Source organism: Mesoplasma sp. JKS002658, assembly GCF_023566355.1.
Classification (GTDB): domain Bacteria; phylum Bacillota_I; class Bacilli_A; order Mycoplasmatales; family Mycoplasmataceae; genus Edwardiiplasma; species Edwardiiplasma whartonense.
The window spans coordinates 26,671-52,681 of record NZ_JAKNSW010000003.1 but is presented as its reverse complement, the minus strand read 5'-3'; the positions used below and the strand labels follow the sequence as shown (position 1 = coordinate 52,681).

Annotated in this window: 23 protein-coding genes and 1 other RNA gene; 18 read left to right on the top strand and 6 right to left on the bottom strand. The window is 32.2% G+C overall.

Annotated features, from left to right (window positions below):
- The first annotated feature begins 174 nt into the window (after positions 1 to 174).
- Both dnaA and dnaN read left to right on the top strand, forming a co-directional pair.
- Positions 175 to 1,518, top strand: coding sequence for a chromosomal replication initiator protein DnaA (gene dnaA / locus LD125_RS03280; RefSeq protein ID WP_250136637.1), 1,344 nt, complete (start codon positions 175 to 177; stop codon positions 1,516 to 1,518).
- 248 nt (positions 1,519 to 1,766) lie between these two features.
- Positions 1,767 to 2,912: a DNA polymerase III subunit beta gene (gene dnaN / locus LD125_RS03275; RefSeq protein WP_250137205.1), complete on the top strand. Its 1,146-nt coding sequence runs from the start codon at positions 1,767 to 1,769 to the stop codon at positions 2,910 to 2,912.
- A gap of 37 nt (positions 2,913 to 2,949) precedes the next feature.
- On the opposite strand, the gene LD125_RS03270 is transcribed toward dnaN, so the two are convergent.
- From LD125_RS03270 to LD125_RS03260, 3 genes are read right to left on the bottom strand one after another with little or no spacing between them, the layout of a single operon-like run.
- Positions 2,950 to 3,822: an ROK family protein gene (locus LD125_RS03270; protein ID WP_250137632.1), complete on the bottom strand. Its 873-nt coding sequence runs from the start codon at positions 3,820 to 3,822 to the stop codon at positions 2,950 to 2,952.
- A 12-nt stretch (positions 3,823 to 3,834) separates the two neighbouring features.
- A complete protein-coding gene (locus LD125_RS03265) occupies positions 3,835 to 4,758 on the bottom strand; it encodes a type I phosphomannose isomerase catalytic subunit (protein ID WP_250137633.1) in 924 nt (307 codons plus the stop codon).
- Positions 4,759 to 4,760: 2 nt separating this feature from the next.
- Positions 4,761 to 5,441, bottom strand: a complete 681-nt coding sequence (locus LD125_RS03260) for a copper homeostasis protein CutC (protein WP_250137634.1) — start codon at positions 5,439 to 5,441, stop codon at positions 4,761 to 4,763.
- A 125-nt stretch (positions 5,442 to 5,566) separates the two neighbouring features.
- Between LD125_RS03260 and rnmV the strand changes: the two genes are divergently transcribed.
- The 5 genes from rnmV (at position 5,567) to gyrA (ending at position 12,230) form a co-directional block, all read left to right on the top strand.
- Complete coding sequence (gene rnmV / locus LD125_RS03255; protein ID WP_250137635.1) at positions 5,567 to 6,115, top strand: ribonuclease M5; 549 nt, start codon at positions 5,567 to 5,569, stop codon at positions 6,113 to 6,115.
- A 3-nt stretch (positions 6,116 to 6,118) separates the two neighbouring features.
- Positions 6,119 to 6,931, top strand: coding sequence for a 16S rRNA (adenine(1518)-N(6)/adenine(1519)-N(6))-dimethyltransferase RsmA (rsmA, locus tag LD125_RS03250; RefSeq protein ID WP_250137636.1), 813 nt, complete (start codon positions 6,119 to 6,121; stop codon positions 6,929 to 6,931).
- Between the two features lie 191 nt (positions 6,932 to 7,122).
- On the top strand, positions 7,123 to 9,048 hold the full coding sequence (gene gyrB, locus LD125_RS03245; protein ID WP_250136630.1) for a DNA topoisomerase (ATP-hydrolyzing) subunit B: 1,926 nt from the start codon (positions 7,123 to 7,125) through the stop codon (positions 9,046 to 9,048).
- Positions 9,049 to 9,077: 29 nt separating this feature from the next.
- On the top strand, positions 9,078 to 9,650 hold the full coding sequence (locus LD125_RS03240) for a nucleoside 2-deoxyribosyltransferase (protein WP_250137210.1): 573 nt from the start codon (positions 9,078 to 9,080) through the stop codon (positions 9,648 to 9,650).
- Between the two features lie 18 nt (positions 9,651 to 9,668).
- Entirely contained in the window at positions 9,669 to 12,230 is a 2,562-nt protein-coding gene (gyrA, locus tag LD125_RS03235; protein ID WP_250137211.1) for a DNA gyrase subunit A, read from the top strand.
- A 67-nt stretch (positions 12,231 to 12,297) separates the two neighbouring features.
- Here gyrA and LD125_RS03230 read toward each other — a convergent pair whose 3' ends face one another.
- Positions 12,298 to 13,014 carry a hypothetical protein gene (locus LD125_RS03230; protein WP_250137637.1) on the bottom strand — a complete coding sequence of 239 codons (717 nt, stop codon included), beginning with the start codon at positions 13,012 to 13,014 and terminating at the stop codon, positions 12,298 to 12,300.
- Between the two features lie 658 nt (positions 13,015 to 13,672).
- Positions 13,673 to 14,485, bottom strand: a complete 813-nt coding sequence (locus LD125_RS03225; RefSeq protein WP_250137638.1) for a hypothetical protein — start codon at positions 14,483 to 14,485, stop codon at positions 13,673 to 13,675.
- A gap of 204 nt (positions 14,486 to 14,689) precedes the next feature.
- On the opposite strand from LD125_RS03225, the gene serS reads away from it, so the two are divergent.
- The 3 genes from serS to LD125_RS03210 all read left to right on the top strand — a co-directional run bounded on the left by serS (position 14,690) and on the right by LD125_RS03210 (position 16,522).
- Positions 14,690 to 15,955, top strand: a complete 1,266-nt coding sequence (gene serS, locus LD125_RS03220; RefSeq protein WP_250137639.1) for a serine--tRNA ligase — start codon at positions 14,690 to 14,692, stop codon at positions 15,953 to 15,955.
- 18 nt (positions 15,956 to 15,973) lie between these two features.
- An RNA gene (ffs, locus tag LD125_RS03215) (signal recognition particle sRNA small type) lies at positions 15,974 to 16,070 on the top strand.
- Positions 16,071 to 16,081: 11 nt separating this feature from the next.
- Complete coding sequence (locus tag LD125_RS03210; RefSeq protein WP_250136625.1) at positions 16,082 to 16,522, top strand: deaminase; 441 nt, start codon at positions 16,082 to 16,084, stop codon at positions 16,520 to 16,522.
- An 11-nt stretch (positions 16,523 to 16,533) separates the two neighbouring features.
- Here LD125_RS03210 and LD125_RS03205 read toward each other — a convergent pair whose 3' ends face one another.
- On the bottom strand, positions 16,534 to 16,872 hold the full coding sequence (locus LD125_RS03205; protein WP_250136624.1) for a winged helix-turn-helix transcriptional regulator: 339 nt from the start codon (positions 16,870 to 16,872) through the stop codon (positions 16,534 to 16,536).
- Positions 16,873 to 17,023: 151 nt separating this feature from the next.
- Between LD125_RS03205 and dnaX the strand changes: the two genes are divergently transcribed.
- The 8 genes from dnaX (at position 17,024) to LD125_RS03165 (ending at position 25,987) form a co-directional block, all read left to right on the top strand.
- A complete protein-coding gene (gene dnaX, locus LD125_RS03200) occupies positions 17,024 to 18,994 on the top strand; it encodes a DNA polymerase III subunit gamma/tau (RefSeq protein ID WP_250137640.1) in 1,971 nt (656 codons plus the stop codon).
- The gene (gene recR / locus LD125_RS03195; protein WP_250137215.1) at positions 18,994 to 19,584 is read left to right on the top strand and encodes a recombination mediator RecR; all 591 of its coding nucleotides are present in this window, start codon (positions 18,994 to 18,996) and stop codon (positions 19,582 to 19,584) included. The genes dnaX and recR overlap by 1 nt, the downstream gene beginning before the upstream one ends.
- A 14-nt stretch (positions 19,585 to 19,598) precedes the next feature.
- Positions 19,599 to 20,219 (top strand): dTMP kinase, encoded by a 621-nt coding sequence (gene tmk, locus LD125_RS03190; protein ID WP_250136621.1) that lies wholly within the window; start codon positions 19,599 to 19,601, stop codon positions 20,217 to 20,219.
- The gene (locus tag LD125_RS03185) at positions 20,219 to 20,959 is read left to right on the top strand and encodes a DNA polymerase III delta subunit-related protein (protein ID WP_250137641.1); all 741 of its coding nucleotides are present in this window, start codon (positions 20,219 to 20,221) and stop codon (positions 20,957 to 20,959) included. Before tmk ends, LD125_RS03185 begins: the two co-directional genes overlap by 1 nt.
- A gap of 1 nt (position 20,960) precedes the next feature.
- Complete coding sequence (locus tag LD125_RS03180) at positions 20,961 to 21,683, top strand: tRNA1(Val) (adenine(37)-N6)-methyltransferase (RefSeq protein ID WP_250136619.1); 723 nt, start codon at positions 20,961 to 20,963, stop codon at positions 21,681 to 21,683.
- A 5-nt stretch (positions 21,684 to 21,688) separates the two neighbouring features.
- On the top strand, positions 21,689 to 22,879 hold the full coding sequence (tilS, locus tag LD125_RS03175; RefSeq protein WP_250137642.1) for a tRNA lysidine(34) synthetase TilS: 1,191 nt from the start codon (positions 21,689 to 21,691) through the stop codon (positions 22,877 to 22,879).
- Positions 22,880 to 22,957: 78 nt separating this feature from the next.
- Complete coding sequence (ftsH, locus tag LD125_RS03170) at positions 22,958 to 25,072, top strand: ATP-dependent zinc metalloprotease FtsH (RefSeq protein WP_250136617.1); 2,115 nt, start codon at positions 22,958 to 22,960, stop codon at positions 25,070 to 25,072.
- 54 nt (positions 25,073 to 25,126) lie between these two features.
- Entirely contained in the window at positions 25,127 to 25,987 is an 861-nt protein-coding gene (locus LD125_RS03165; RefSeq protein WP_250136616.1) for an Hsp33 family molecular chaperone HslO, read from the top strand.
- The last annotated feature ends 24 nt before the right edge of the window (positions 25,988 to 26,011 follow it).

Below are 26,011 nucleotides of genomic sequence, written 5' to 3'. Positions count from 1 at the left end.
TTTGTTCTTCAAATGTTAAATTGTGGAAAAACTAAATCAAAGCCTGAAAATCAGGTTTAATCGATAAAAAGTTCCTAACAATTTTATGTTGAAACTTTTTCATTGTTAACATTTTTCACCACTAACACTAAGGAAAAAGATATAATATAAAACATGTTAAGAGGTTAGTTACAAATGAACGTTGATCAACTCTGGGATTTTATTAAAACAACTTTAGCTACTGACACATCAGTGGAAAGTAACATCTACAACAGCTATATTTCTCCCGCAAAATTAATTCAAAACGAAGAAGAAAACGAGTATTTAATCGTGGTAACTTCTTTGGTTGCTAAAAATTTCTTGGTTGATTTTTTACCTTTGATAAACGACCTGATTAAACGAAAACTCCACCATAATGTGGGTTTAAAAATTTTAACAACCAAAGAATATAATGTTCAAAAAAAGACTCAACCAGAGCAAACTTCTCCAATCTCGATTGTTAAAAGCAAATACAATTTCATTAACTTTGTGGTTGGTGAAAGTAATGAACAAGCTTACAAAGCTGCTAAGAAAGTCGGAGAAAAACTAGGAACATTGTGAAACCCTTTGTTTATTTATGGTGATTCTGGTTTGGGAAAAACTCACCTTTTAAAGGCAATTGAAGGCGAAATTAACACCAATCCTTTGCGTTTAAAAGCTCTTTATTTGACCAGCGAACGATTTGGCAGTATGGTGGTTGATTTAATTAGTAAAGGTCACCAAGCAATTGAAGAATACAAGCAAAAATTAAATGATTGTGACGTCTTATTAATTGATGACATTCAGTTTTTAGCTAAACGAGAAAAAACCAATGAAGTGCTTTTTTCAATCTTTAATAACTTTATTGAAGAAGATAAACAACTTGTTATTACCAGTGATAAAGGACCAGACGAACTTAATGGTTTTGATCAACGGATGATTACAAGATTTAATTTAGGTTTAAGTGTTAAGGTTCAAGCTCCTGATACCAGGACCGCTACTTTAATTATTGAAGAAATTATTCGGGATAACTATCCAGAAATGACTTTAACCGAAGAAGCAATTAAATATCTTGCTGCCTATTATTCTAGTGATATTCGCAAAATTTATGGCACAATCAACCGAATCGCCTTTTGAAAAGAAAGCGAACATTCAACTACCACCTCTCCAGTTAGTTTAAGTGATGTTCAATACGTTCTTCGCGATGTTCCAGTGGTAAACATTGGTAAATTAAGTACCACTAAAATTAAAGAAATTGTCGCCCAACGATACGGGGTAACAGTGAAACAAATTGATGGAAAAACCCGCACTGCTCCAGTAACTAACGCTCGACACGTAGCAATGTATTTAACTAAAGACATCCTTGGTTTAAGTTATGTTAAAATCGGAATTTCTTTTGGTAACAAAGACCATACGACAGTTTTAAATGCAGTTGATAAAATTCAAAAACGAAGCGAAGCAGATAAAGATTTTAAAAAGGTTTTGAGCACCATTAAAAACGACATCACTATCGCTCGTTAACCATCTAGTTTTTCACTACTAAACACAGTTCATAATTCAGTAATAAAACTTCAAATAATCATAAGTGCTTGATTAAAAAAAGTTTTCCACAATTCAATAGCATAACAATAATAAGAAAATAAAAAAGAAAATAACCCTGCTCCTAAACTCTAAAATTTTTGATCCTTGAAATTGATTAAGAAAAATCAAGAAAGCATTTCTTTAAGACCTTCTTTCCATTAGAATAAAAGAGATGTGAGGATAAAAAAATGAAGCTAAAAATGTCTCGTCTAGTTTTATTAGATGAAATTTCAAAAGCAAATAAAATCATTGATGCAAAAATAATTAATCCTGAACTATTAGGAGTTCATTTAGAAATTACTAATGATGCAATTATCTTTCTTAGTTCTAATGGGGGCGTTAATTGAAAAGCAACCATTAATAAGAAGACTGATCCTTTCTTAGAAATCCAAGAAGTGGGGACGTTACTTATAAAGGGACGCTATTTAATTGAGGTTTTAAGAAAGATTGAAGAAAATCTTGTAGAGTTAAGTGTGGTTGAAGAGAACCAGTTAGTTATTAAAACTGATAAAGTTCGTTTTAGTTTGCAAATTCTTAATGCAGATGATTATCCTTTGATTGGTTTTCGTGAAAATGGAGTTGAGTTAAAACTTAATCCTAGTGAATTGCGTAAGGGGATTAACCAAACGATAATTTCAATTGATGAATACAATAAAAAGATTATTTTCACAGGAATGAACTTACAAGGGGTATCTGGTGATAACTTTTTGAAGATTTTTACCACTGATGGTTTTCGAATTTCTACCAAAAATATTAGTTTAACTACACCACTGACAGAGGATGTTGAGTTTACCCTTTCTTTCAAACTTCTTGGTGAATTGATTAGGTTGTTGGATGGTTGCAAAGAACTGGTGATTTACTTGTTTGAAGGTTACATTACGTTTGTCTTTAACCAAAATTCTTTATTACAAACAACTTTAATTGAAGGGAAATATCCCAACGTTGCTAATGCCTTTCCTAAAAGCTTTCCCACCACTTTAAAATTGGGACGAACTACCTTCTTAAAGGCCTTGAATCGAGCTAATTTAACTAATGAAGAGGGTAATACTCCTGTGGTTGTTTTAGACATCGATCAAGAACGAATTGAGCTCTCATCAACAAGTCTTGAAATTGGTAATTATGCTGAAACTTTGACTAACTTTGAGTTTGAGGGTGAACCTCAAAAGATTAGTTTTAACATTAAGTACTTATTAGATGCTTTTCGCACCTTTGATCATGAAGAAGTGGTGGTCGGTTTAATTTCTTCAGTTAAACCTTTAGAAATTAGTAGTTTGAAAGATGAAGGTATCGATACTACTTTAAAGCAATTAGTCCTACCGCTTTCAATTGGTTAAGAAAACTCAGTGGTTAAACTGAGTTTTAGTTGTTTCATTATAAATTCGCTGCACCTTTTAAAGTTTGTTCTTCTAAATCCTTTGCGAATTCAATGGTAGTTTTATGTTCTAAATGAGATGTGATTTGATAAGTGTAATTAATGATTTCTTTAAAAAAATCTTGATTTTTTAAAGCAACACTACCACCGATAACAAGGTATTGTGGATTATAAAAATAGATTGCAGTTGCTAAAAACGCAGCCATTCGTTTTTTGTATTCAACAAAGTAATCTTCAATTCCTTTGTTAGTTGTTCTTAGTTGAAAAGCTTGTGTAGCGTCCTTAACATCAATTCCCCGTTCTTTTAGAACTTTAGGAATATTATTTCCACTAGCAAAGTATTCAATTCCTGTTTGAGATGGATTCTTATCTTCTGTTAGTGAAGGAAGGGAATTAAAGATTTCTGTTGCTGTATAGTTGTAGCCGTGAAAAATTTCTCCTTGATAAATAAATCCAGACCCAATTCCTGAAGAGACTGTAACATAATACAATGAGTGTGGTGCTGTTGGATAGGTTAAAAATTGTCCTAAGGCAGCAACGTTGGCATCATTATCTAAGTGAATTTCTTTGCTACCAGCAAACATTTGTTGAAATTGATCAACAATGTTTAAATTTCGCCATCCAGGCAAGTTTGGTGCGTTTAAAATCCGTCCTTCTTTTAGGTCTAAAGGCCCAGGAGCACAAATACCAATCCTTTTGATTGGACCAAACTGGGTTTCCATCTGGTTGATAATTTTTGAGATTTCATCCATTTGGTGAGCAAAATCATTTACATCTGTTGTGAATTTCTCTCCTTTTAAAAGTTTGTTTTTATCATTTAAAACTGCAATTCTGGTGCTTGTAGCTCCAATATCAATACCGACTTTATTCATTGTTAAATACCTCTATTTTCTAATTCAAGAAATTAAAACTTTCATTTTTCCAACTAACTCTACATCCTCTAAATTACCAATTCCAATTCCTGATTCCCCCTTTTTAAAGGGTTCTTGATGAATTGTTCCTTCCCCACTGATAACTGTGAATTGCAACCAATAGGGTTGTTCTGTTTTTGATAATTTAAACACCTCTTTTTCCTCTACATCAGCTAGATATAAACTAAAAGCAGAACTTGATCAAATTAATTTCTCTGCTTTTTTGATAATTTGATCCTTAGAATCTGGGACAGTTGTTACTTGTAGGGAGTCTTTGATGTTTAAAGAGCGCTTTTTTCCATACTCATCTTCTCGTTCAAAATCATAAAAACGATAAGTTATGTCACTTGAACGTTGTAATTCATAAACTACAACTCCAGGAGTAATGGCGTGAATTTTTCCTGCATCAACATAAACGAAATCTCCAACTTCAATTTGAACCTTTTTTAAAAGTTTTTCTCATTGATTATGCTTCACCATCGAAACTAATTCTGGACGTGTTTTAGCATGATGACCATAAATTAGTTGAGCATTTTCTGGTGCAGCTAAAACGTACCAAGATTCTGGCTTACCTAAGGATTGATGATGTTTTTTAGCATACTGATCATCAGGGTGAACTTGCACGGATAAAAAATCGTTTGCAGTAATAATCTTTACTAGTAAAGGAAATTCGCCTTGATAGTTGCCAAACTCTTGCCGGTTTTGATTGAAAAAATCTTTTAAAGATTGGTGGGGAATTCCTGGCGAATCTAAATAACTCATTCCGTTAGGATGAGCTGAAATAATTCACGCCTCACCGATTTTTTTATCTTGAGGAATTTGATAACCAAAGTTATTCAATTCCTGACCACCTCAGATTTTTTCTGAAAAATAAGGTTTTAATTTAATTATTTTCATACTTAACCTTTCTCAATTAATTTTTTAATTTGATTAATTTTTTCAATATCAATTGAAGAATCTCAACCATTAACCCGAACAGAAGAACCAACATGAAGTTCATCAACATGAAGCGAAACTTCCTTAGCATTATCTTGATTAACTCCACCTCCTGCCATGACGATTACCTTGTGCATTTTTTGCAATTGGTCTAAGGTCGTGAAGTTCTTGGTAATTGCTTGGTGACCTCCAGTAGTTAAAATTGTTTTAAAGCCTAATGATTTTAAAGTATCAAGAGCCTGGGAATAACTAGGAACTTGATCAATTGCGCGGTGAAAAACCAGTTCTTTGCTCTGCTTTTGGGCAATTTTGACTAACTTCTTTAACCGTTTTTCATCGACCTCATTACTGCCTTTTTTCAAAATTCCCAAGACAAAACCATTCACATCAGTTTTGGCAAATTGATAAACAGATCACTTCATGCGTTGATAAGCCAGTCAAGAGTAGGCGAAACTTTTAGCATTGGGACGAATCATCACGTTAATCGGTTGATGATCAGGGAGTAATAAGGCTTGCTTAACTTCTTTTATTTTTGGAGTTAGGCCACCATCGACCATCGTATGGCAATATTCAATCCGATCAGCTTGACTCTGACTAATTGCTTTAACATCTACTATGCTTGTGGCAATAACTTCTAATTTCATTTTTTTATTCTCCTTGGTCTAATTTTAACCTTCAATTCTTTTTGTTTGGTGATGATAAAAACTTTAAAAAGTAAGAATGATGGTGTTAGTATCAATCGCACTACTTTTTTAGTAAAATTAGGGCAATGGAAACAAGTAAAATAAAAGGTTTTCAACCAGCTGTGGTTGTGGTTGAAGGTAAAACTGATAGTGCGAAGTTAAAGAAAATTTATGGTGAAACAATTAAGGTGCTTGAAACTAGTGGAATGGGGATTAATTGTGAAATTATTAATCAAATTAAAACGCTAGGAATCGATCACCAAATCATTGTTTTTACCGATCCAGATACTCCGGGTAAAAAGATTAGAGAAATTATTAATCAGGCTTTAGAAGGTGAAGTTTATAACGCTTTTATTGAGAAAAAAGACATTCTTAAACCAGGAAAGATTGGGATTGCTGAGGCAAGTGATGAGGCAATCATTAAAGCGATGGGGAACCTCATTATTTTTGATCAACACCAGTCTCTAACTTGAAAAGAATATCTTGATTCTGGCTTCTTTCAACCTTTAATCAGAAAGCAAATTTGTGCTTACTATCATTTTGACCAACTTAACAATAAAACGTTGTTTAAATGGTTGAACTGAATGAACTTAAGTGCACAAGAAATTCAACAAATATTAGAAGAAAGTGAATAATAGATGAGTCAACAAGTTGCGGCTAAAAAAAGGTATGGACAAAATTTCATCAGTGATGGGAATTTAATTAATAAAATCCTTAATCTCTTAGGGGAAGAAAAAAATAGTTTGGTCATTGAAATTGGTCCAGGAACTGGAGCACTAACCACGAAGTTAGTTAAAAGATTTGCTAAAGTAATTGCGATTGAAATTGATCAAGAGATGGAAACGATTCTAAAAGAAAAAATTTCAGATGAAAACTTTGAACTGATTATTGCTGATGTTTTAGAAATTGACTTAAGGGAGTTAATTGCAAAACAAACCCAACAGTTTGACCATTTTTATCTGATTTCTAATACCCCCTACTACATTACTGGAGAAATTCTTTTTAAAACTTTGCATCTTAATGACATTTTAACCAAAGCAGTCTTTATGCTTCAAAAAGAAGTTGCTCTGCGCCTTTGTGCGGGAGTGAATGAAAATAATTACAATAACCTTTCAATTGCTTGTGCATTTTTTGCTCAAACTAAATATGAGTTTATGGTTAATAAAAAAATGTTTCGTCCCATTCCCAAAGTTGATAGTGCTGTGGTTAGTTTAACTTTTCATACTCGTTATTTAGACCAAGTGGTTGATAAATGGCGATTTCTTGATTTTGTTCGTACCTTGTTTAATAACCGCCGCAAAACAATTTTGAATAATTTAACCAGAGTGGTTAACAACAAGACAAAAGCAGCAGAAATTTTAACTCAAAGTGGTGTTGATTGGCAACTTCGTCCAGAAAATTTAACCTTGGAAAATTATTTAGGAATATTTAATTTAACTATTCTAAAATAAAACTTTTTAGAAAATTCACTCAAAAAGACGAAAAAATGCTTTATTTACGAGTTTCTTTTAATTTTATGTGTAGGTGATAATTCGATAATTGCTTTTCTTTATACATCGTTTTAAAAGCAAAAAAATGATATAATTAGTATGATAAATGGGTTTTAAAAGCTCCATTGATTCTATGAAGGAAATCAATAAAAATGGCTGAAGAAAAAAAACAAAATAATGAATATAATTCTGACTCGATTCAAGTCTTAAAAGGTTTAGAAGCAGTAAGAGTTCGTCCAGGAATGTATATTGGTTCAACTGGATCATCTGGGTTACACCACTTAGTTTGAGAAATTATTGATAACTCAATCGATGAAGTGATGGCTGGTCAAGCGAATAAAATTGATATCAAAATTACTGCAGAAAATGAAATTATTGTTCAAGATAACGGACGAGGAATCCCGGTAGGAATTAATCAAGATAGTGGTAAAACTGGTTTAGAACTGGTGTTCACCCAATTGCATGCTGGAGGAAAATTTAACTCTGATAGTTATAAAATTTCAGGAGGATTACACGGGGTTGGGGCTAGTGTTGTCAATGCTTTAAGTTTGTATGTTGATGTGCAAGTGTGAAGGGATGGAAATATTTACCACCAAAGGTTTTTTGATGGAGGAACCCAACAAACTGAATTAAAAGTTTTAGGAGAAACTCCGACTACTGGAACAATCGTTTGTTTTAAACCTGATCCAGAAATTTTTAAAGAAACCACTGTTTTTGTCTATGACACCATCAAAAATAAGGTAAAACAATTAGCCTATTTAAATAAGGGAGTTGTGATTAACTTAACTGATGAAAGAACCAATAAAAAAGTTACTTTCCATTTTCCTAACGGAATTATTGACTATGTTAAGGAAACTAATCAAGGAAAAAACGCTATTAATCAAGAAGTTTTTTATGCTGATGGTTTAGTTAATAATATTGAAGTTGAAGTTGCGCTCCAATATAATGCCGAGTACAACGATGATTTAGCTTCATTTGTAAATAACATTAATACTCGGGATGGGGGAACTCACGAAGAAGGATTCAAACAAGCTTTAGTTCGAATTTTTAACCGTTATGCTAATGAAAAAGATTCAAAAAATAAAACTAATTCTTCGCGTTTTACTTGAGATGACATTAAAGAGGGAATGACTACTGTAATCAGTGTTAAACATACTGATCCTCAATATGAAGGGCAAACTAAAACTAAATTGGCAAACCCTGATGCTAAAAATGCAGTTGATTTAGTTGTTGGTGAAAAATTAGAAGACTATTTATGAGGAAACCCTGATGATGCGGCATTGATTTTAGAAAAATTGCAAACTTCGCAACGATCAAGATTTGCTGCTCAACGAGCACGTGAAGAAACTAGAAGAAAATCAGTTCTTGATAAGTTTGATTTACCAGGAAAACTAGCTGATTGTGCTTCTAAAGACCCAGAATTTGCTGAACTTTACATTGTCGAAGGAGATTCTGCAGGAGGAAGTGCCAAACAAGGACGAAATAGTAAATATCAAGCTATTCTTCCTTTGAAAGGGAAGGTTTTGAATGTTGAAAAAGTTCAACCAACCAAGGTTTTTAACAACAACGAAATTAAAACGATGATTACTGCAATTGGAGCAGGAGTTAAAGAAGATTTTGATATTAGTAAAATTCGTTATGGCAAAATTGTCATCATGACTGATGCTGATGTTGATGGAGCTCACATTAGAACGTTATTGTTAACTTTTTTCTATCGTTACATGCGTCCATTAATTCAAAGTGGTAATGTCTTTATTGCTCAACCACCACTTTATAAAATTGAAGCAGGAAAACAAGTAGCTTATGCTTATACTGATAAAGAATTAGAAGACTTTAAGAGTAAGGAATTTGCCAATAGACGTTACACAATTCAACGTTATAAAGGTTTAGGAGAAATGGATCCACAACAATTGTGAGAAACCACAATGGATCCAAAAGAACGGATGATGTTGCAAATTAATTTAGAAGATGCGGCTATTGCTAACGAAGTGTTTGGGAATTTAATGGGAGAAGATCCTGAATTAAGACGCCAATTTATTCAAGAGAATGCTGAATATGTTAAAAACCTTGATTTTTAACAATTAACTTAAGAAAGAGAAATAAATTTATGACAAAGAAAATTATTTACAACGCTGGATCAATGTTTAACGAAGCGCAGTGAGATCAAAGAAAAAGAGAGGGAGCAGTTTTGCGTGAACTTTTTCCTGATTATGAGATTAAAAATCCAGTAGATTTTGATACTAATCAAGGTACTGCTCCAACCAACAAAGAGATTTTTGAGTTAGATTATGCAGGACTAAAAGCAGCAGAATATGTGATTTTAGAGATTGATGGTTGAGATTCAGGAACACATATGGAATTTGGATTAGTTGTTGAAATGGCAAAGAATAATCCTGATAAACGACTTTATCCAATTATTTCTGATTTTAGATATAAACAAGGAATCATTAAGGGTGAAATTGTTGGTTTTGGTTTAAATGAAATGATTACTGGTGCTTTCTATGATGAAGATTTAAATTCTGGAGATGTACCTAGACTTACTTTGTGTGATTCTCACCAATCAGCTCGTGAAGCTATCAAAGCTTTTGAAACTGGTGATTTAAAAGATTACCGACAAAGGTTTGATATTAAACACTTGTATCATGATAGTGAAAGTGTTTATCACGGTTTTGAAAAATAATAGAAAGGAAACCTTAAAATGAGTGAAAAAGAAGAATTTGGCCATGGCCGCTTAGAACCAATTGATATTGCAACCGAAGTTCGTCGTGACTTTTTAGAATACTCAATGAGTGTTATTGTTTCACGTGCCTTACCAGATTTACGTGATGGGTTAAAACCAGTGCATCGGAGAATTATTTATGCGATGGATAACTTGAAGATTACAGCTAACCAACCGCACAAAAAGTCTGCACGAATTGTAGGAGAAGTGATTGGGAAGTATCACCCTCACGGAGATACTGCTGTTTATGATTCGATGGTCAGAATGGCTCAGGATTTCTCTTATCGTTATCCTCTGGTTGATGGTCATGGAAACTTTGGCTCAATCGATGGGGATGGCGCTGCTGCAATGCGTTATACTGAAGCCAGATTAACAAAAATGTCTGGTTATTTAATTAAAGATATTGATATGGAAACTGTTCCTTTCATTGATAACTATGATGCTTCTGAAATTGAACCAGCCTACTTAACTGGTTATTTTCCTAACCTTTTAGCTAATGGAGCAATGGGAATTGCTGTGGGAATGGCTACTAATATTCCTCCTCATAACTTAATTGAGGTGAATAATGCAATTATTGCTTATATTAATAACCCCCAAATTACAATTGATCAATTATTAGATGATTATATTCAAGGTCCAGACTTCCCGACCGGAGCATTAATGACTAACGGAAAATCAATGCGAGAAGGTTATAAAACTGGTAAGGGTAGTGTGCGTATGCGTGCTAAAACCAAAACCGAAAACTATAAAGGTCGAGACCGAATTATTGTCACTGAAATTCCTTACCAAACCAATAAAGTTAAGATTATTGAAAAAATCGCTGATTTGGTTCGTAATAAAGAAATTAACGGAATTAGTGATATTCGTGATGAATCTAACCTAAAAGAAGGAATTAAAGTTGTGATTGACCTAAAAAAAGAGGCTAATCCAGAATTGATTCTTTCCCAATTGTTCCGTCAAACTCCTTTACAGAGCAGTTTTTCAATTAATTTATTAGCGTTGCGAAATAATGTTCCTGAACTCTTGGATTTAAAATCAATTATTCGTTATTATGTTGATTATCAACTAGAAATTATTGTGAAACGTTCACTTTTTGAACAAACAAAAAAACAAGCACGTTTACATATTTTAGAAGGTTTAAGCAAAGCATTGGATTACATCGATCCAATTATTAAAACGATTCGTGATTCGCAAAGTGTGGAAATTGCTAGAAATGCTTTAATGACTACTTATGAATTTGATGAAGACCAAGTTAAAGCGATCTTGGAAATGAGCCTGCAACGTTTAGTTGGTTTAGAACAAGAAAAAATTCATACTGAAATGAATGAAATTTCTACTCGTTTAGATTATTTGAACTTATTAATTAATGATTCTTCAGAACAGAACCAAGTTTTAATCAATCAATTAAATGAAATTAGTGAAAAATTTGGTGATGCTCGTCGAACTGAAACCATTTCTGATGGATTATTAAATATTGATGATGAAGATTTAATTCCTGATCAAAAAATGATTATCTTACTTTCTCAAGAAGGTAACTTGCGTAGAGTTGACCCAAACGAATTTAAGGTTCAAAAACGTGGTGGTCGCGGAATTAATGTTAATAGTAATAACAATGATCCGATTGTAATTGCAGCAATGGGTAAAACTCGTGACTGGGTCATGATGTTTACTGATTCTGGAAAAGTGTTCCGGGTAAAAGCTTATCAAGTGCAACAATATTCACGAAATTCAAAGGGAATTCCTGCACTTAACTTTTTACCAGGTTTAACTAAAGAAGATAAAATTACTGCCATTCTCCCGCTTAGAAATAATAAAGAAAAATTCAAGTATTTAGTATTTGTTACTGAAAAAGGAACAATTAAGAAGACTGAGATTGAAAACTTTAACCGGGTAAACCAAAACGGAAAAATTGCCATCTCTTTAAAAGAGGGTGACCGTTTAATTACAGTCTTACCAACCACTGGTGAAGAAACCATCTTTATTGCAACAACTCTTGGTAAAGTAATTCGAATTGATGAACGCATTGTTCGCTCTTTATCTAGAACTGCTACTGGAGTAAAAGGAATTAAGTTAGAAGAACATGATGAGGTAGTGGGAGCGACAACTTCGTTTGGAACTGATGAAATTATTACCATTTCTTCAAAAGGTAATTTCAAAAAAACTAAGATTGATCAATACCGTATTAGTGGAAGAAATGGTAAAGGGGTTAAGGTTATGGACCTTAATGAAGGAAAATTTAGTGGTTTATTAGCTGCTAGAGAAACTGATTTACTCCTAATCATTTCAAGTGATGGTAACTTGATTAAAACTAAAGTTAGTGCCATTCCGACTCTTTCAAGAACTGCCAGGGGAGTAAAAGGAATTAATTTAGGTTCTAACCAAGAAATTAGTGCTGTTGCTTTAGAGTACAATAAGCATGGGTTAGAAGATCTTGATTATGAGGAAAACTTTGAACCAACCATCATTTTTGACAATGATGATCAGACAATTGATATCACGCAAATTTTTGACAATGATGATGATTTAACTATTACTGAATAAAAAAACTCCTTAAGAAAATAAGGAGTTTTTCTTTGCTTGTATTCACAATACTAAATAGATAGGATTATTAATCTACTAAAATTTGTTGAGTAGAAGAATTGGTTGTATTTTTTTTAAAGAAATAATGAGATTCTTTTTGATTAATTGTTTTCAATAACAAATAAAATCAACTAATAGGAAATCCGAATCAACTTAAAACTTCAAAGGCCTTTTTAGGATGATAATTGTTAATCACCAAAAAAATAGAACTAATAATCAAGATTAATCCAATAATAATTCCAATACCTGAAATGATTAAATCGATACCATTTGGAATGTCAAGATGGTGACTTTTTACTATATAGTTTAAGATAAAATTTCAAAACATTTCTCTAATTGAAACTAAAATCACAACTATTCCAAAAGCTAAATTAATTCCAAAAATTACTCACAAAAGCGTTAATCCATTTTGTTCATTTGTTGTTTTACTAATTACTTCTTTTGACTTTCTTGATTCAATAAAATCAATAATTAAAAAAGGGATACTAATAGGAAGGATTAATAAAGCTGGAAGTTTTCACAACCAAAATCCTTTGCCAACATTAGTGATTCAACAAAGACTTGAAATGAAGGCAAAAATAAAAGCTACTGTAACTATTCAAGAAAAAATAATGTTTATACCTGTATCGCCAGCATATCAAGGCGGATTGATAACATTCAAAATTGCTGTAAACAATTCTTCAATACCAAGACAAGCACTGAAAATGCAAATTAAGGAAAGTAGAACCTTTTTGGTTGTTTGCATTACTTGTTAGGATCTTTCTCTATTTTTACAATATTTTTATGTTTAATGAAGAAGCAGATTCCCTTTTCATCAATTCTTTCTAAGGACAGATAGAATCAATTGAATATCAAACCACTTAAACTTAAAACTTTAAACACTTTTTTTGGATAATAAAAATTAATAATTAAGAAAACCGAACCAAGAGCAAGTAAGAATAAAACGACTAATTCTTCTCAAAATAGTGCTTCTGTGGTATTGGAAAAGTATTTTATATTGTGTGCTATAAGTCACGGCAGTCCTTTTAGCGAAGAAAAAACGATAATAAAAGTAAAAATAAGTAAATTTATAATGAATAATATTCAAACTATTATCATCTTAGTTTTTCTATTCATTGGTTCTTGAATTATTATTGTTCTTTTAGATTCAAGATAATCAATAATTAAAAAAGGAATACTGAATGGCAGAATTAATAATGAGGGTAACTTTCATAATCAAAAATTATTAATATTGTTCATTCAACAAATACTAGAAATAGCTGCACACAAGAAAACAAAGGAAGTGAGCCAAACAAGGATAATATTAATCCCTTTACTGTGGAGTAAATCAAACATATAAGGAGCAAGAACAATACTTGAGATAAGTGTTAAAGACAATAAAATTTTCTTAGTTATTTGCATGATTATTTGTTAGAACCTCATCCTAAACCAACATTACCTAAAAAACACCCTATTCATACTCCTTTGCCGTGGTCGTATTCACTGAACAACCAAGCACTAAGGATGCAAAAAATTGCCAAAGTAGCCAAAACTATTTTAGTTGTAGGTTCTTGATCGAAGACGCTCATTATTACTCCAATAGTCGCACCTCCAGTATCTAAGGCTCTTTTTATTTTTTGAGTTAAATCATGATTAAGATGGACTTTAAAATACCCAAATCAATATCAATGAATTTCAATTCAGATTGATTTAGAAAGATTACTTTCGATTTTAAAATTTTCATCTCCGAAACTAAAAACTTGATAATCAGCATCATAAGTTAAGAGTTTTTGGTTATAAATAGCATTTAAATTATTAACAAGTTCCGTACTTGTTAATATGTTGTAAAGTTTAGTATCGCTCTTGTAAACTTCTAATAAATCAAAATTTATTTGGATGCTTTGATTTATTAGAACTAAAGAACTAAGAAGATCATCTTCTAACGAACTATCTGGATGAGTAGTTAAATATTGTTCTAAAAATTGGGAAATATTGAATTGTTCCTCACTTTGAGTTTGAATGTTATAACCATAATCTAATAATTTTTCATTCTTATCAGTAGAATTATTAGTGCTTATTTCTACAAATTCATTTGTAACAAATTTTTGCTCTACATTTTGATTCCTAATAATACTACTGTGATTAGTTTTTGTAGATTGATGAGTAATGTTGGCAAGAGATGTTGCCCCCGACCCGGCAATTGTTAGTGAGCCTAAAATCGATAATAATATTTTCATATTTTCCTTTCTCAGAAGACTTCAGTCTCCCTTTTTTCATTATATGCTTACAGATAAACTTATTGGTGTTTACTGATTAAATTTTGTTGAAATAAATCTGTTAATTAAGTATTTATGTTTAAACCTGATTTCTTTCTTTTGGAAAATATTTTCTTAATTTAATTAACGATTATAATTTATTTATAACTAAAAGGGAGTTTAACGATGTTAGATATTAATTTTATTGAAGCCAACCAAAAAGAGGTCGTTAAACGTTTGAATTCTCGTAATGCTGATTACACTAGCGACGTTCACAAGATAGTAGAGTTAAACCACCAACGGAAACTAATTTTGATTGATGTTGAAAAGTTAAAAAGTGATCGTAACAATTTGTCAAAAACCATTGGTGAACTAGTTCGAGCAAAAAAGAATGATGAGGTTGAATCAATCAAGACCAGGGTTGGTAAAATTAACCAAGCTATTACTAGATATGATGAACAACTTAAAGAAGTTAATTATCTATTAGACCGTTTTTTACGTACCATTCCTAATCTTCCTGATGCTGAAATCAAAGTCGGTATTGATGAAAATGATAATCAAGAAATCCGTAGGTGGGGTGATGAAAAGAAAAAAGAACAAACAGTCCCTCATTGGGAGATTGCTACGAAATTAAATTTAGTTGATTTTGATTTAGGTGCAAAATTAAGTGGTTCACGTTTTGTGGTTTATACCAACCAAGGGGCAAAAATGGTGCGAGCTTTAGCAGATTTATTGATTCAATCTCATACTAATCACGATTATCAAGAAATGTTTGTTCCAGTAATTGTGAACCAAGAATTAATGTATGGAACAGGACAATTACCTAAGTTTGCTGAGGACGCTTATATTACTGGGAATCAGTATTTAATTCCCACTGCTGAAGTACCCTTAACTAATATTCATGCTAACGAGATTCTTGATTTAAAAACATTACCAAAAAAATATGTGGCTTTTAGTCAATGTTTTCGTCAAGAAGCTGGAAGTGCAGGAAGAGACACTAAAGGATTAATTCGTTTGCACCAATTTAATAAAGTGGAGCTAGTAAAAATTGTTGAACAAAAAAATTCAGTCCAAGAATTAGAACTATTAGTTGAGGATGCCCAATTAATCTTAGAGCTTTTTGATTTACCTTATCGCGTGGTGGAGTTATGTACTGGGGATTTAGGTTTTAGTGCGACAAAAACTTATGATTTAGAAGTTTGGTTTCCATCACAAAATAAATATCGAGAAATTTCTTCTTGTTCTAATTGCGGTGATTTTCAAGCACGGAACATGATGATTCGTTATAAGGATGATAATAATGAAACAAAATTAGCACATACTCTTAATGGAAGTGGAGTGGCAATCGATCGCTTGATTGCTGCTATTTTAGAGAACTATTATGATGGAGAAAAACTTGTTCTACCCGCTAAATTACAACCTTACTTTAATGGTGAAAAATTCTTAAAGTAAGTAGAATTAATGATAAAATAATGTTGCCATTATAAAGATTGCATCTGAATCTAGTCAGGACCGGAAGGTAGCAGCTATAAAGAAAAGCGTCTTGTATAGTGGTTTTTCTTTTGTGAGGTTAAGAAAATGGAAAACGAATACTTTAATGAATTAATGGTTTTAGCCGATTTGGCTTTAAGTAGTGATGATATCCCTGCAAGTGCGATTATTATTGATCAAGACCAAAACATTATTGCTAAGTCATATAACAACCGGATGAAAACTAAAACAATTTGTGGTCATGCTGAAATTAATGCCATTAACGATGCCTTCCAAATAAAGACTACTAACAATCTTAAGGGGTGCAAAATCTATACTAGTCTTGAGCCTTGTGATATGTGTTTTGGGGCAATTCGTCAGGCAAGAATTGATGAAATCTGTTATGTGATTGATAATAATAAAAACACAGTGACTAAAAGTTTTGCCTTAAATAGCAGAGAAGTCATTTTAAAAAAGGCAGGAACTAGAGAACAAGAAAAAATTTATCAAACGAAATTAAGAACTTTTTTTGATGATAATTTACGATAAAAAATCGCTGATTAAGCGATTTTTTCAATTGGTTTAAAATTTTTATTGCCAAATTCGGTAACGGCACTGATAATCGGAATTAAGTCATTCCCGATTTGGCTTAGTTTATATTCAACCCTCAACGGACCATTATGAATCTCATCTCGATTAATTATCTTTTGAGATTCTAACTCTTTCAACGAAACACTTAACATTTTTTCAGAGATGTTAGGAATTTCTCGTTTGATTTGGTTAAAACGTAATGTCCCATTTATTAACTTATAAACGATTAAAATCTTCCATGGTGTATTAATGACTTCAAGGGTCTTGGCCACGGGACAAAATTTATCATCTAACATATATTTTTTCATTTGTTCTCAAACTCATTTCTCATAAATCACTCATAGAATTTATACACCCAAATTTTGTAAATATCTATGTTTTTTCATAGCAAAAAGTTAGCGAAAAGAAAAAAAGAAACATTTAATTATATAATTAAGGAGCAAAAGAGGTGAAAACGAAATGCAACAACATAATTCTTTATACCGAGTTTATCGTCCGAATGCTTTTAAAGATGTTGCTGGTCATCAAAATATTGTGGAGATTTTAACGTTTGAATTAAAGAACAATAATTTTGATCATGCTTATTTGTTTGCGGGTCAACGCGGAACTGGAAAGACGTCAGTGGCGAGAATTTTAGCAAAGGGAATTAATTGTTTAGACTTGCAGAACGGTGATTCGTGTAATGCTTGTGCTAATTGTCAGACTTTTAACAATAACCAGTTTCCTGATATTTATGAAATTGATGCTGCTTCTAACAACGGAGTGGATGAAATTCGTAATATTAAAAATAATGTCCAAACCTTACCAATTATTGGCCAATATAAAGTTTATATTATTGATGAAGTTCACATGCTTTCAAAAGCTGCTTTCAACGCTTTATTAAAGACTTTAGAAGAACCACCAAAACATGTGGTGTTTATTCTGGCGACCACTGAATATGACAAGATTCCCCAAACAATTATTTCGCGTTGCCAAACGTTTAACTTTAAACGAATTAGTAACCAAGATTTAACTGCTCGAATTGATTTTATTGCTCATGAAGAAGGTTATCATTTAAGTCAAGAAGCCGCCAGACAAATTTATGCGATTAGTGAAGGATCGTTGCGGGATGCTTTAAATGATTTAGAACAATTAATGGTCGTAGCTTATGATTCTAAAAAAATTGATATTGAAGAGGTAAAAACTTTATTTTATATCGCTACTAAAGCAGAAAAGTTAGCGATTATTCACCAGATTTTAAATCACGAAAGTCAGGAAGTAATTAGTTATTTTGAGCACAGTCGTCAACAAGGAATGGATTTCAACCTTTTAACATTGGCTTTAATCAAAATGATTAAAGAAATCATTGAATACCAGTTAACTCTTGATCAAAGCTTTCTCACTGAACTTAATGTTGAGGATGCAATGGCATTTAAAACCATTCCTTTAAACGATTTATTTTTAATCACTGATAATCTAACTCAAGCTTATATTAAAACCAAAAATACCACGGCTGGCTTTGACTATATTTTGTTGAGTGTTTTAAAAACGATTCAAACCATGGATTCACAACTATCAAGTGGAAGATCACAAGCAGTAGTCACAAAGAAGGTCGTGCTTAATCCAAAGCAAAAAGAAGCATCTGATGAAATTGTGTCATCACCTTCCACACCAGATAATCAGCAAATAAAAGTAGATCAAGAACCTTTGAGAGAAAATCTAACTACTGCAGAATTATCAGAAAAAGAAGAGACGAGTAAAACTCTTAGTGTTGATGAATATTCTGAAATTATTAATCAATCACAACCAAATCCTTCTAAAAAAATAAACCTTAATCCTTTGACTAAAACTACTCAAAGTTTAGAAGCGTTAATTGATCATCAACACCAATTAATTGAAGTTAGTTTGAACGAACCAAAGATTAATTACTTAATTGATGATTTAATTAATGTTTTAATGGGGGTGGTTCAGGAAGAAAACCCTACTCTTCGCCATGAATTAAACGATAAACTCCAAAAGATTTTTGAAACTAATCAAGCCAATGAGTTAATCTCTTCTGATGAAGCTTATCAACTTTCAGCTTTTTATGGAGCAAAGATTGCTGCGGCTAATCGTTCTGAAATTATTATTACTACTGATAATTTTATCAGTGCTAATTTGATTAATTTATCGTTAGTTAAGCCAGAAATTAGTGCTGCTTTGTTTAAGGTATTGAAAGACAAGTATGTGGTGTACGGAGTAAGTGCTTCAATGTGAAAAGAAACTAAAACTACCTTTGCTGATTTAAAGCAAAAAAACTTTCTACCTGAGTATACACAAATTAACTTTGACAATTTTTATACTGCAAATGAAAAGAAGGCAACTAGTCATCAACTTGAACAAAGCCAAGAATTATTAGACAAGGCTGCCCAATTATTTGATTTAACTGATGTTAACTTTGGGGATAAATAATGGAAAATAAGTTTGACCAAGTTGTAGAAAAATTTCAAAATCTTCAAGGAATTAGTAAGAAAACTGCCCAACGCTTAGTGATGGGTTTGATTAATAATCCAAACACTTTAAAAGAACTTGATGAAGGGTTATTGATGATTAAAACCAAATTAGGTGAATGTTCAACCTGTTTTTATTTAACTATTGATGGAATTTGTCCAATTTGTAGTGATTCACACCGAAACCAAAACCAGGTAATGGTTGTGGCTAACATGATGGATGCCAAAATCGTTGAAGAGAGCAAAACTTTTAATGGGATTTATGCGATTTTAAAAGGAGAGATTGATTTAAATAAAAACATTACTCCTGATAAGTTAAAGATTCCAGAATTATTAATGCGAGTGAATCAGAACAGTGAGTTAATTTTTGCTTTAAACGCTACTTTTAATGGTGAATTAACAGCTAATTACTTACGTGACATTGCACGAAAAAACCAGATTAGTTATGCTAGATTGGCTCGGGGAATCCCTCGTGGTGGGGTTTTAGATTATATTGATGAACAAACTTTAAAAGAGGCAATTAGAAATCGGCATAAAAACGATGAAGAATAAAGGTAGGTTTTAAAATGTTTATTACAATTGAAGGAATTGATGGTGGGGGAAAAACCACTCTAATTGAACCATTAAAAAAATATATTGAAAAGAAAGGGTACGAAGTTTTTTTAACTCGTGAACCAGGAGGAACAGCAATTTCTGAGGAAATTCGCACCATCCTTTTAAAAAAACGTCCTGAAAAAATTGATGGATGAACTGAAGCATTGTTATTCATTGCCTCAAGAAAACAACACCTCTCTGAAGCAATTATTCCTGCTTTAAAAGCAAATAAAATTGTAATTTGCGACCGCTATATGGATTCAACTACTGCTTATCAAGGAGCGGGTAGGGGGTTAAAACTTGATGATATTGATGAAGTGCAAAACATTGTTCTGGGTGAACATAAACCAGATCTCACTATTTATCTTGATTTAAACTTACAATCAGCTAATCAAAGAATTAACCATCGTCGTGATGTTGATGATGCGAACCGTTTAGATGAAGAAAATAATGAGTATAAACAAAAAGTTATTGATGGTTATCATGATTTAGTTCAAAAGTATCCTAACCGGTTTAAGGTAATTGATGCCAGTTTATCAAAAGAGGAAGTCATTAACCAAGCAAAAATGATTATTGATCAGGTTTTAAAATAATGACTCAACCAGAAATTATGAACTACTTACACCAAGCGTTGGTGAAAAACAAGTTGTTTGAAAGTATCCTTTTTGAAGGAGATAACATCAGTTTGGATGAATTGGTTAACCAGTTGGGACGCATGCTTTATTGTGATAATCACGCCATCACTAACGATCAGTGTCAGTGGTGTCTGTCATATGAAAATCACTTGATAACTGATGTTAAGGTCATTGGTGATCATTATCAAGTAATTGATAAAGAAACTGTTTTAACAATGGTTAATGAATTGAACTATGCACCATTATATTTAAATAAGCCTAAACTAAGAATCATCGCTAATGTTGAAAGTTTAAAACCAGAAGGTGCAAACGCCTTATTGAAGTTTTTAGAAGAACCTACTCCTAATACTTACTTTTTTTTGTTAACTAATGATCAAAACCAAGTTTTGCCAACCCTTGAATCTCGAGCAAAACTTTTAACCTTAACTAGAGGAACAAATGAACTTGATGATAATTTTTTAGTTGAAGTAATTAGCACTAAAAACAAAGATAATATTTTATTATTAAATAATAAGTTAAAAAAAATGGAAAAAACCAAGTTACAAGAATTAGTACAAAGCGGGGGCAAGCACTTTTTAAACACTGCTAATGTCTTGATATATGAATTATTTTTAGAATTAAGTCACGATCTAAAGTTTTCTAATAATTCGCAGTTAGCAATTGACCGGTTTTTAATCCAAATTACAAGGGCAATTTAAAATGAAAGTGTTAAACGATTTATTAGGGTATGAAAATTTACAGCTTTATCAAGATGATACAATGTTTAGTTTTACATTAGATAGTATCTTATTGGCACGATTTATTAATTTTAATAAAAGAATGACAAAAATTGTTGATTTTGGCACTAATAATGGGGTGATTCCTTTAATCATCAGTCGTTATACCACTGCTGCAATCACGGGGGTGGAAATTAATTCTCAAGCAGTAGTTTTAGCTCAAGAAAATATGAGTTTAAATGAATTGAATCATCAAGTAAAAATTGTGAATGATGATATTAAAGTATTTGCTAAGAAGAACATTCATGGTTTTGATCTTGTGGTTTGTAATCCACCCTTTTTTGAAGTGGGTGAAAAAACTAAGACTAGAGAAACTAATCCCTTAATGGTTGATGCTCGTCATGAAACGTTGATTAACTTAGCAGAAATTATTCAAAGCGCTAGTTTGTGTTTAAACAATAAAGGAGTATTTGTGATGGTTCATCGTGCTCAAAGAACTGGTGAAATTATTGAGTTATTTCACCAGTATCATCTGGTGGTTAAGCGTTTGCGTTTTGTTTATTCTAAAAGTAAGTATGAGGCAAAAACTGTTTTAATTGAAGGTCAAAAACAAGGTAATAAAGGAGTTGAAATCCTTCCTGCCTTGATTGCCCATAATGATGATGAAACTTATAGTGATGAAATTTTAGAATTTTTTCGGGATTAGAAGTAATGTTAGGAATTAAAATTAATCAAAAAATATTGATTGGGGTCTCTGGAGGACCTGATAGCATGTTTCTCTTGGATTTGTTAGTAAATCAAGGTTATCAACAAATCATTGTTTGTCATGTCAATTACCATACCAGAACTTCATCAATTCGTGATGAAGCGATTGTTAAACGTTATTGTGATTTGCACCACTTGAAATACTATAATAAGAATATTACTTCTGAATTTGAAGATAATCACACCAACTTTGAATCAACAGCAAGAAAGCTACGTTATGATTTTTTTGCCCAAATTGGCTTAAAAGAAAACGCCACAATTCTTTTAATCGCCCATAATTTAAATGATCACATTGAAACTTATTTATTGCAAAAACAACGCCATAATTTAGTGGATTATTATGGTTTAAAAGTTAAGAATAAGTACCAACAACTAACTGTGTTACGACCTTTGTTAAATCAAACTAAAAGTAGTATTTTAAATCACGTGAATCAGAAAAAAATTCCTTTTGGAATTGATGAAACAAACTTTGATTTGAAGTATGCGCGAAACCAGTTAAGATCACAACTCAATGAAGTTGATTTTGACTTTTATTTAGCAGAAATTAAACAGGCAAACCACTTAAATGAAGCTGATAAACAAGTTGCTTTGAAGTATTTTACTAAGAACTTGATTGGTGATAAGTTAGTCCTTGATTCTTGGTTTTATCATTTGAGTCAAAAACAAGTGATGTTTGTCTTAATTAATTATTTTAAGTACTTAAAAGTTGACCAGATTTTTCTGCATCGGAAAAATAATACTTTAAAAGCAATTGCTCAAACACTTTTGACAAGTAAAAAACCAATTTTAAAAATTAAAATCCCAAACTATTGGTTAGTTAAAGACTTCAACACTTGTTATTTCCTTATTGATAATGAAATAGAACTTGTTAAAACTATGATTAACAATCATCAAGAGTTAAATCAATTAACTACGAAGTGGGTTCAAGAATTAATTGCTAAAGATGGTTTTCAATTCCCCTATTTGTTAACCAATGATTTTGAAAATTATAAACTAAAGACTTTCTGTCAGAAAAAAAAGACTAATCGTTTCTTTATTGACCATAAAATTAGTTTTTTTGCTCGGGTAAAACAACCAGCAATTATTCGGTTGAACAACCAGCAGTTAATTAATTATCAAAACTTTCTAGGGGATTAAAAAATTTTGTTTTTATGTTAATATTACTATGTTATTTTGTATAACTTTTAGATAGTAAGCAGAAATGAGGGATGGTTAGTGAATAATCAGAAAAATAATAATGCCAATAAAAAGAATAACCGTCGTGGTGGAATTTGAATTTGATTAATTCTGATTATCATTATCATCATTGCCATTATTGTTGCTTCTATCTTCTTAAAAAGTAGTCCTGACGCTTTAAGTGTTAATGAAGTGCAATCTTATCTTAACTCAGGAAAAATTAATAGTGTGACTATTCAACGATCAGCTTCCTTGTTGATTTTGAGAGGTACTTACCTTGATGAAAACAATAATCTTCATGCTTTTGTGGTCAACAATATTCCTATTGAAGCTTTAGATGCAGTTTATGGAATTGGTAGTGCTAATAGTGCTGATGTGCTTCTATTGGAACAAATTATTTACAATTCTGGAAATACTTTCCAAGGAATTACCAATATTCCTGTTGATCAAACTGGACAAATTGTAGGAACGATTGTTCCATTAGTGGTCATGATTTTAATCTATGTCTTCTTGTTTTGGTTCTTATTCCGTTCAATGGGTGCAGCTGGGGCTGGAGGTGCTGGTAACCTATTTGGAATGGGTAAAAGTAAAGCTAAACTTTCTAAATCAACAGTTAAATTCAGTGATGTTGCAGGAATTAACGAAGAAAAGAACGAAATTGTTGAATTAGTTGATTACATGAAAAATCCTCAAAAATACCAAGAAGCTGGAGCCAGAATTCCTAAGGGAGTCCTTTTAGAGGGACCACCAGGAACTGGAAAAACTCTTCTTGCCAAAGCGGTTGCTGGTGAAGCCAACGTTAACTTTTATGCAACTTCTGGTTCAGAATTTGACGAAATGTTTGTGGGGTTGGGAGCTTCAAGAATTCGAGAAATGTTCCAAGATGCAAAAAACAATGCTCCTTGTGTTATTTTTATTGATGAAATTGATGCCTTGGCCCGAAAAAGAACTGCCAATGTTGCTGGTTCAAACGACCAAACTTTAAACCAACTATTAGTGGAAATGGATGGTTTTGATACTAATTCAGGAGTAATCATTATGGCAGCCACTAACCGAAGTGATGTGCTTGATCCAGCCATTTTGAGACCAGGAAGATTTGACCGAACAATTCAAGTTTCTCTTCCAGATATTAAGGAAAGAGAAGCTATCTTGAAATTGCATGCTCGTAACAAGAAAATTTCGCCAACTATTGATTGATACCGAATTTCACAAAGAACTCCGGGATTCTCAGGAGCACAGTTAGAAAATGTGCTTAATGAAGCAGCGATTTTAACTGTTAGAGAAAATACTCCTGAAATTACTATTACCCAAATTGATGAAGCGATTGATCGGGTAGTTGGAGGACCTGCGAAAAAATCTCGAGTAATGACACCAAAAGATAAGGACATTGTTTCTTATCACGAATCAGGTCATGCTTTGGTTGGGTTAAAACTTGAATCAGCAAGCAAGGTGCAAAAGGTAACAATTATTCCGCGGGGAAATGCGGGAGGATACACGATTACTACTCCAAATGATGAAAGCATGTTTCAAACTAAACAAGATTTGTTTGCCACAATTGCTGGTTATATGGGAGGAAGAGCTGCTGAAGCTATTATCTTTGGTGATGATAATGTGACTACTGGTGCTGATGATGACTTAGAAAAGGCTACAAATATTGCCCGTCAAATGGTGGTAAGATTTGGAATGAGTGAAGCTTTGGGAATGGCTAAATTAGTTACTCAAGAAGATTTGAGTTATGGTCGTACTAGTGGTAGTTATTCTGATCAAACTGCAGCAGCAATTGATGAGGAAGTAACTAAAATTCTAACCACTGCTTATAATCAGGCAAATAAAATTATTCGTGATAATCGCGAAGAGTTAGAGTTATTGGCTGAATCTTTACGAGTAATGGAAACAATTACTGCTGAACAAATTGAGTTTATTGACCAAAACTTAGCCTTACCAGATGATGTTAAGGCTGAAAAGGTTAAGTATGATGAAGAGTTAAAACGAATTAAAGATGGTGACATCATTGATATTGATTTAGCTGATGTTGAACCAAAACCAAAAAAAGAAGCAAAAAAACCAACCACCACCAAAAAGAAACCAAAGAAAAAACCAGAAGATGAAACTGATGATCAAAAAGATGACAGTTCTTCTAAGGGCAAAAAATAATTTTGATAATAACGAGACGAGAAAGTTTCGTTATTTTATTTAAGGAGCGAGAAAATGGATGTAAGTTCAAGAGCAATTAGTACAGAACATAATTTAAAGATTACGATTGTTGATTTAACCCAATCTTTAACCAAAATCGTAGAGTTACACCAAACCAACCCGTTAGCAACAATTGTCTTGGGAAAAATTACTTTGGCAAACGCCTTATTAGGATTAGAATTAAAAAATAACGAAATTACAACCTCAACAATTTCGACTAACGATGGATTAATTAAAACGACCATTGCTGAATTTCAAAATGACCGGGTACGAAGTTTTATCAGTGATTCAAACTTTGTTGTAACAGGATTGAAACCAGAGAAAAAACTTGATGAATTACTTTCCCAAGTTGTAGGAAAAGAAGGTACTTTAACAGTTGCTCGTTCGACAGTTCAAGGTGAACCTTATGTTTCAAGAGTTAGTTTAACTGATGGTTCAATTGATCGTGATTATATGGAATATTTACGGATTTCAAGCCAAGTTAATTCTTTTATTAGTACCAATGTAGAGCTAGATGACGATTTCAAGATTAAGAGTGCTGTGGGAATTCTTATTCAACTGTTGCCCAATTATAAAGAAGAGGATGTTGATTATCTTATTAAAACAATTGGTAACACAGCGTTTATTAATAAAATTTTAGTAAAAACAACAAACTATGTTTCTTTAATTGAAGAAATTGCAACCGATGCAATTGTTTTAGAATCAAAGGAATTAAAATTTCAATGTACTTGCTCGCGAGAAAAAACAATTGTTGCAGTTAAGTTATTAGGTGTTGATGCTGTTGATGACATTATCAAGAAAAATGAAACAGTGGAAGTTATTTGTGATTTTTGTAAAACAAAGTATGAAATTACTCCCGAAGAATTAAAAGACTAAATCTTTGTTTAAACAATAGTTTTT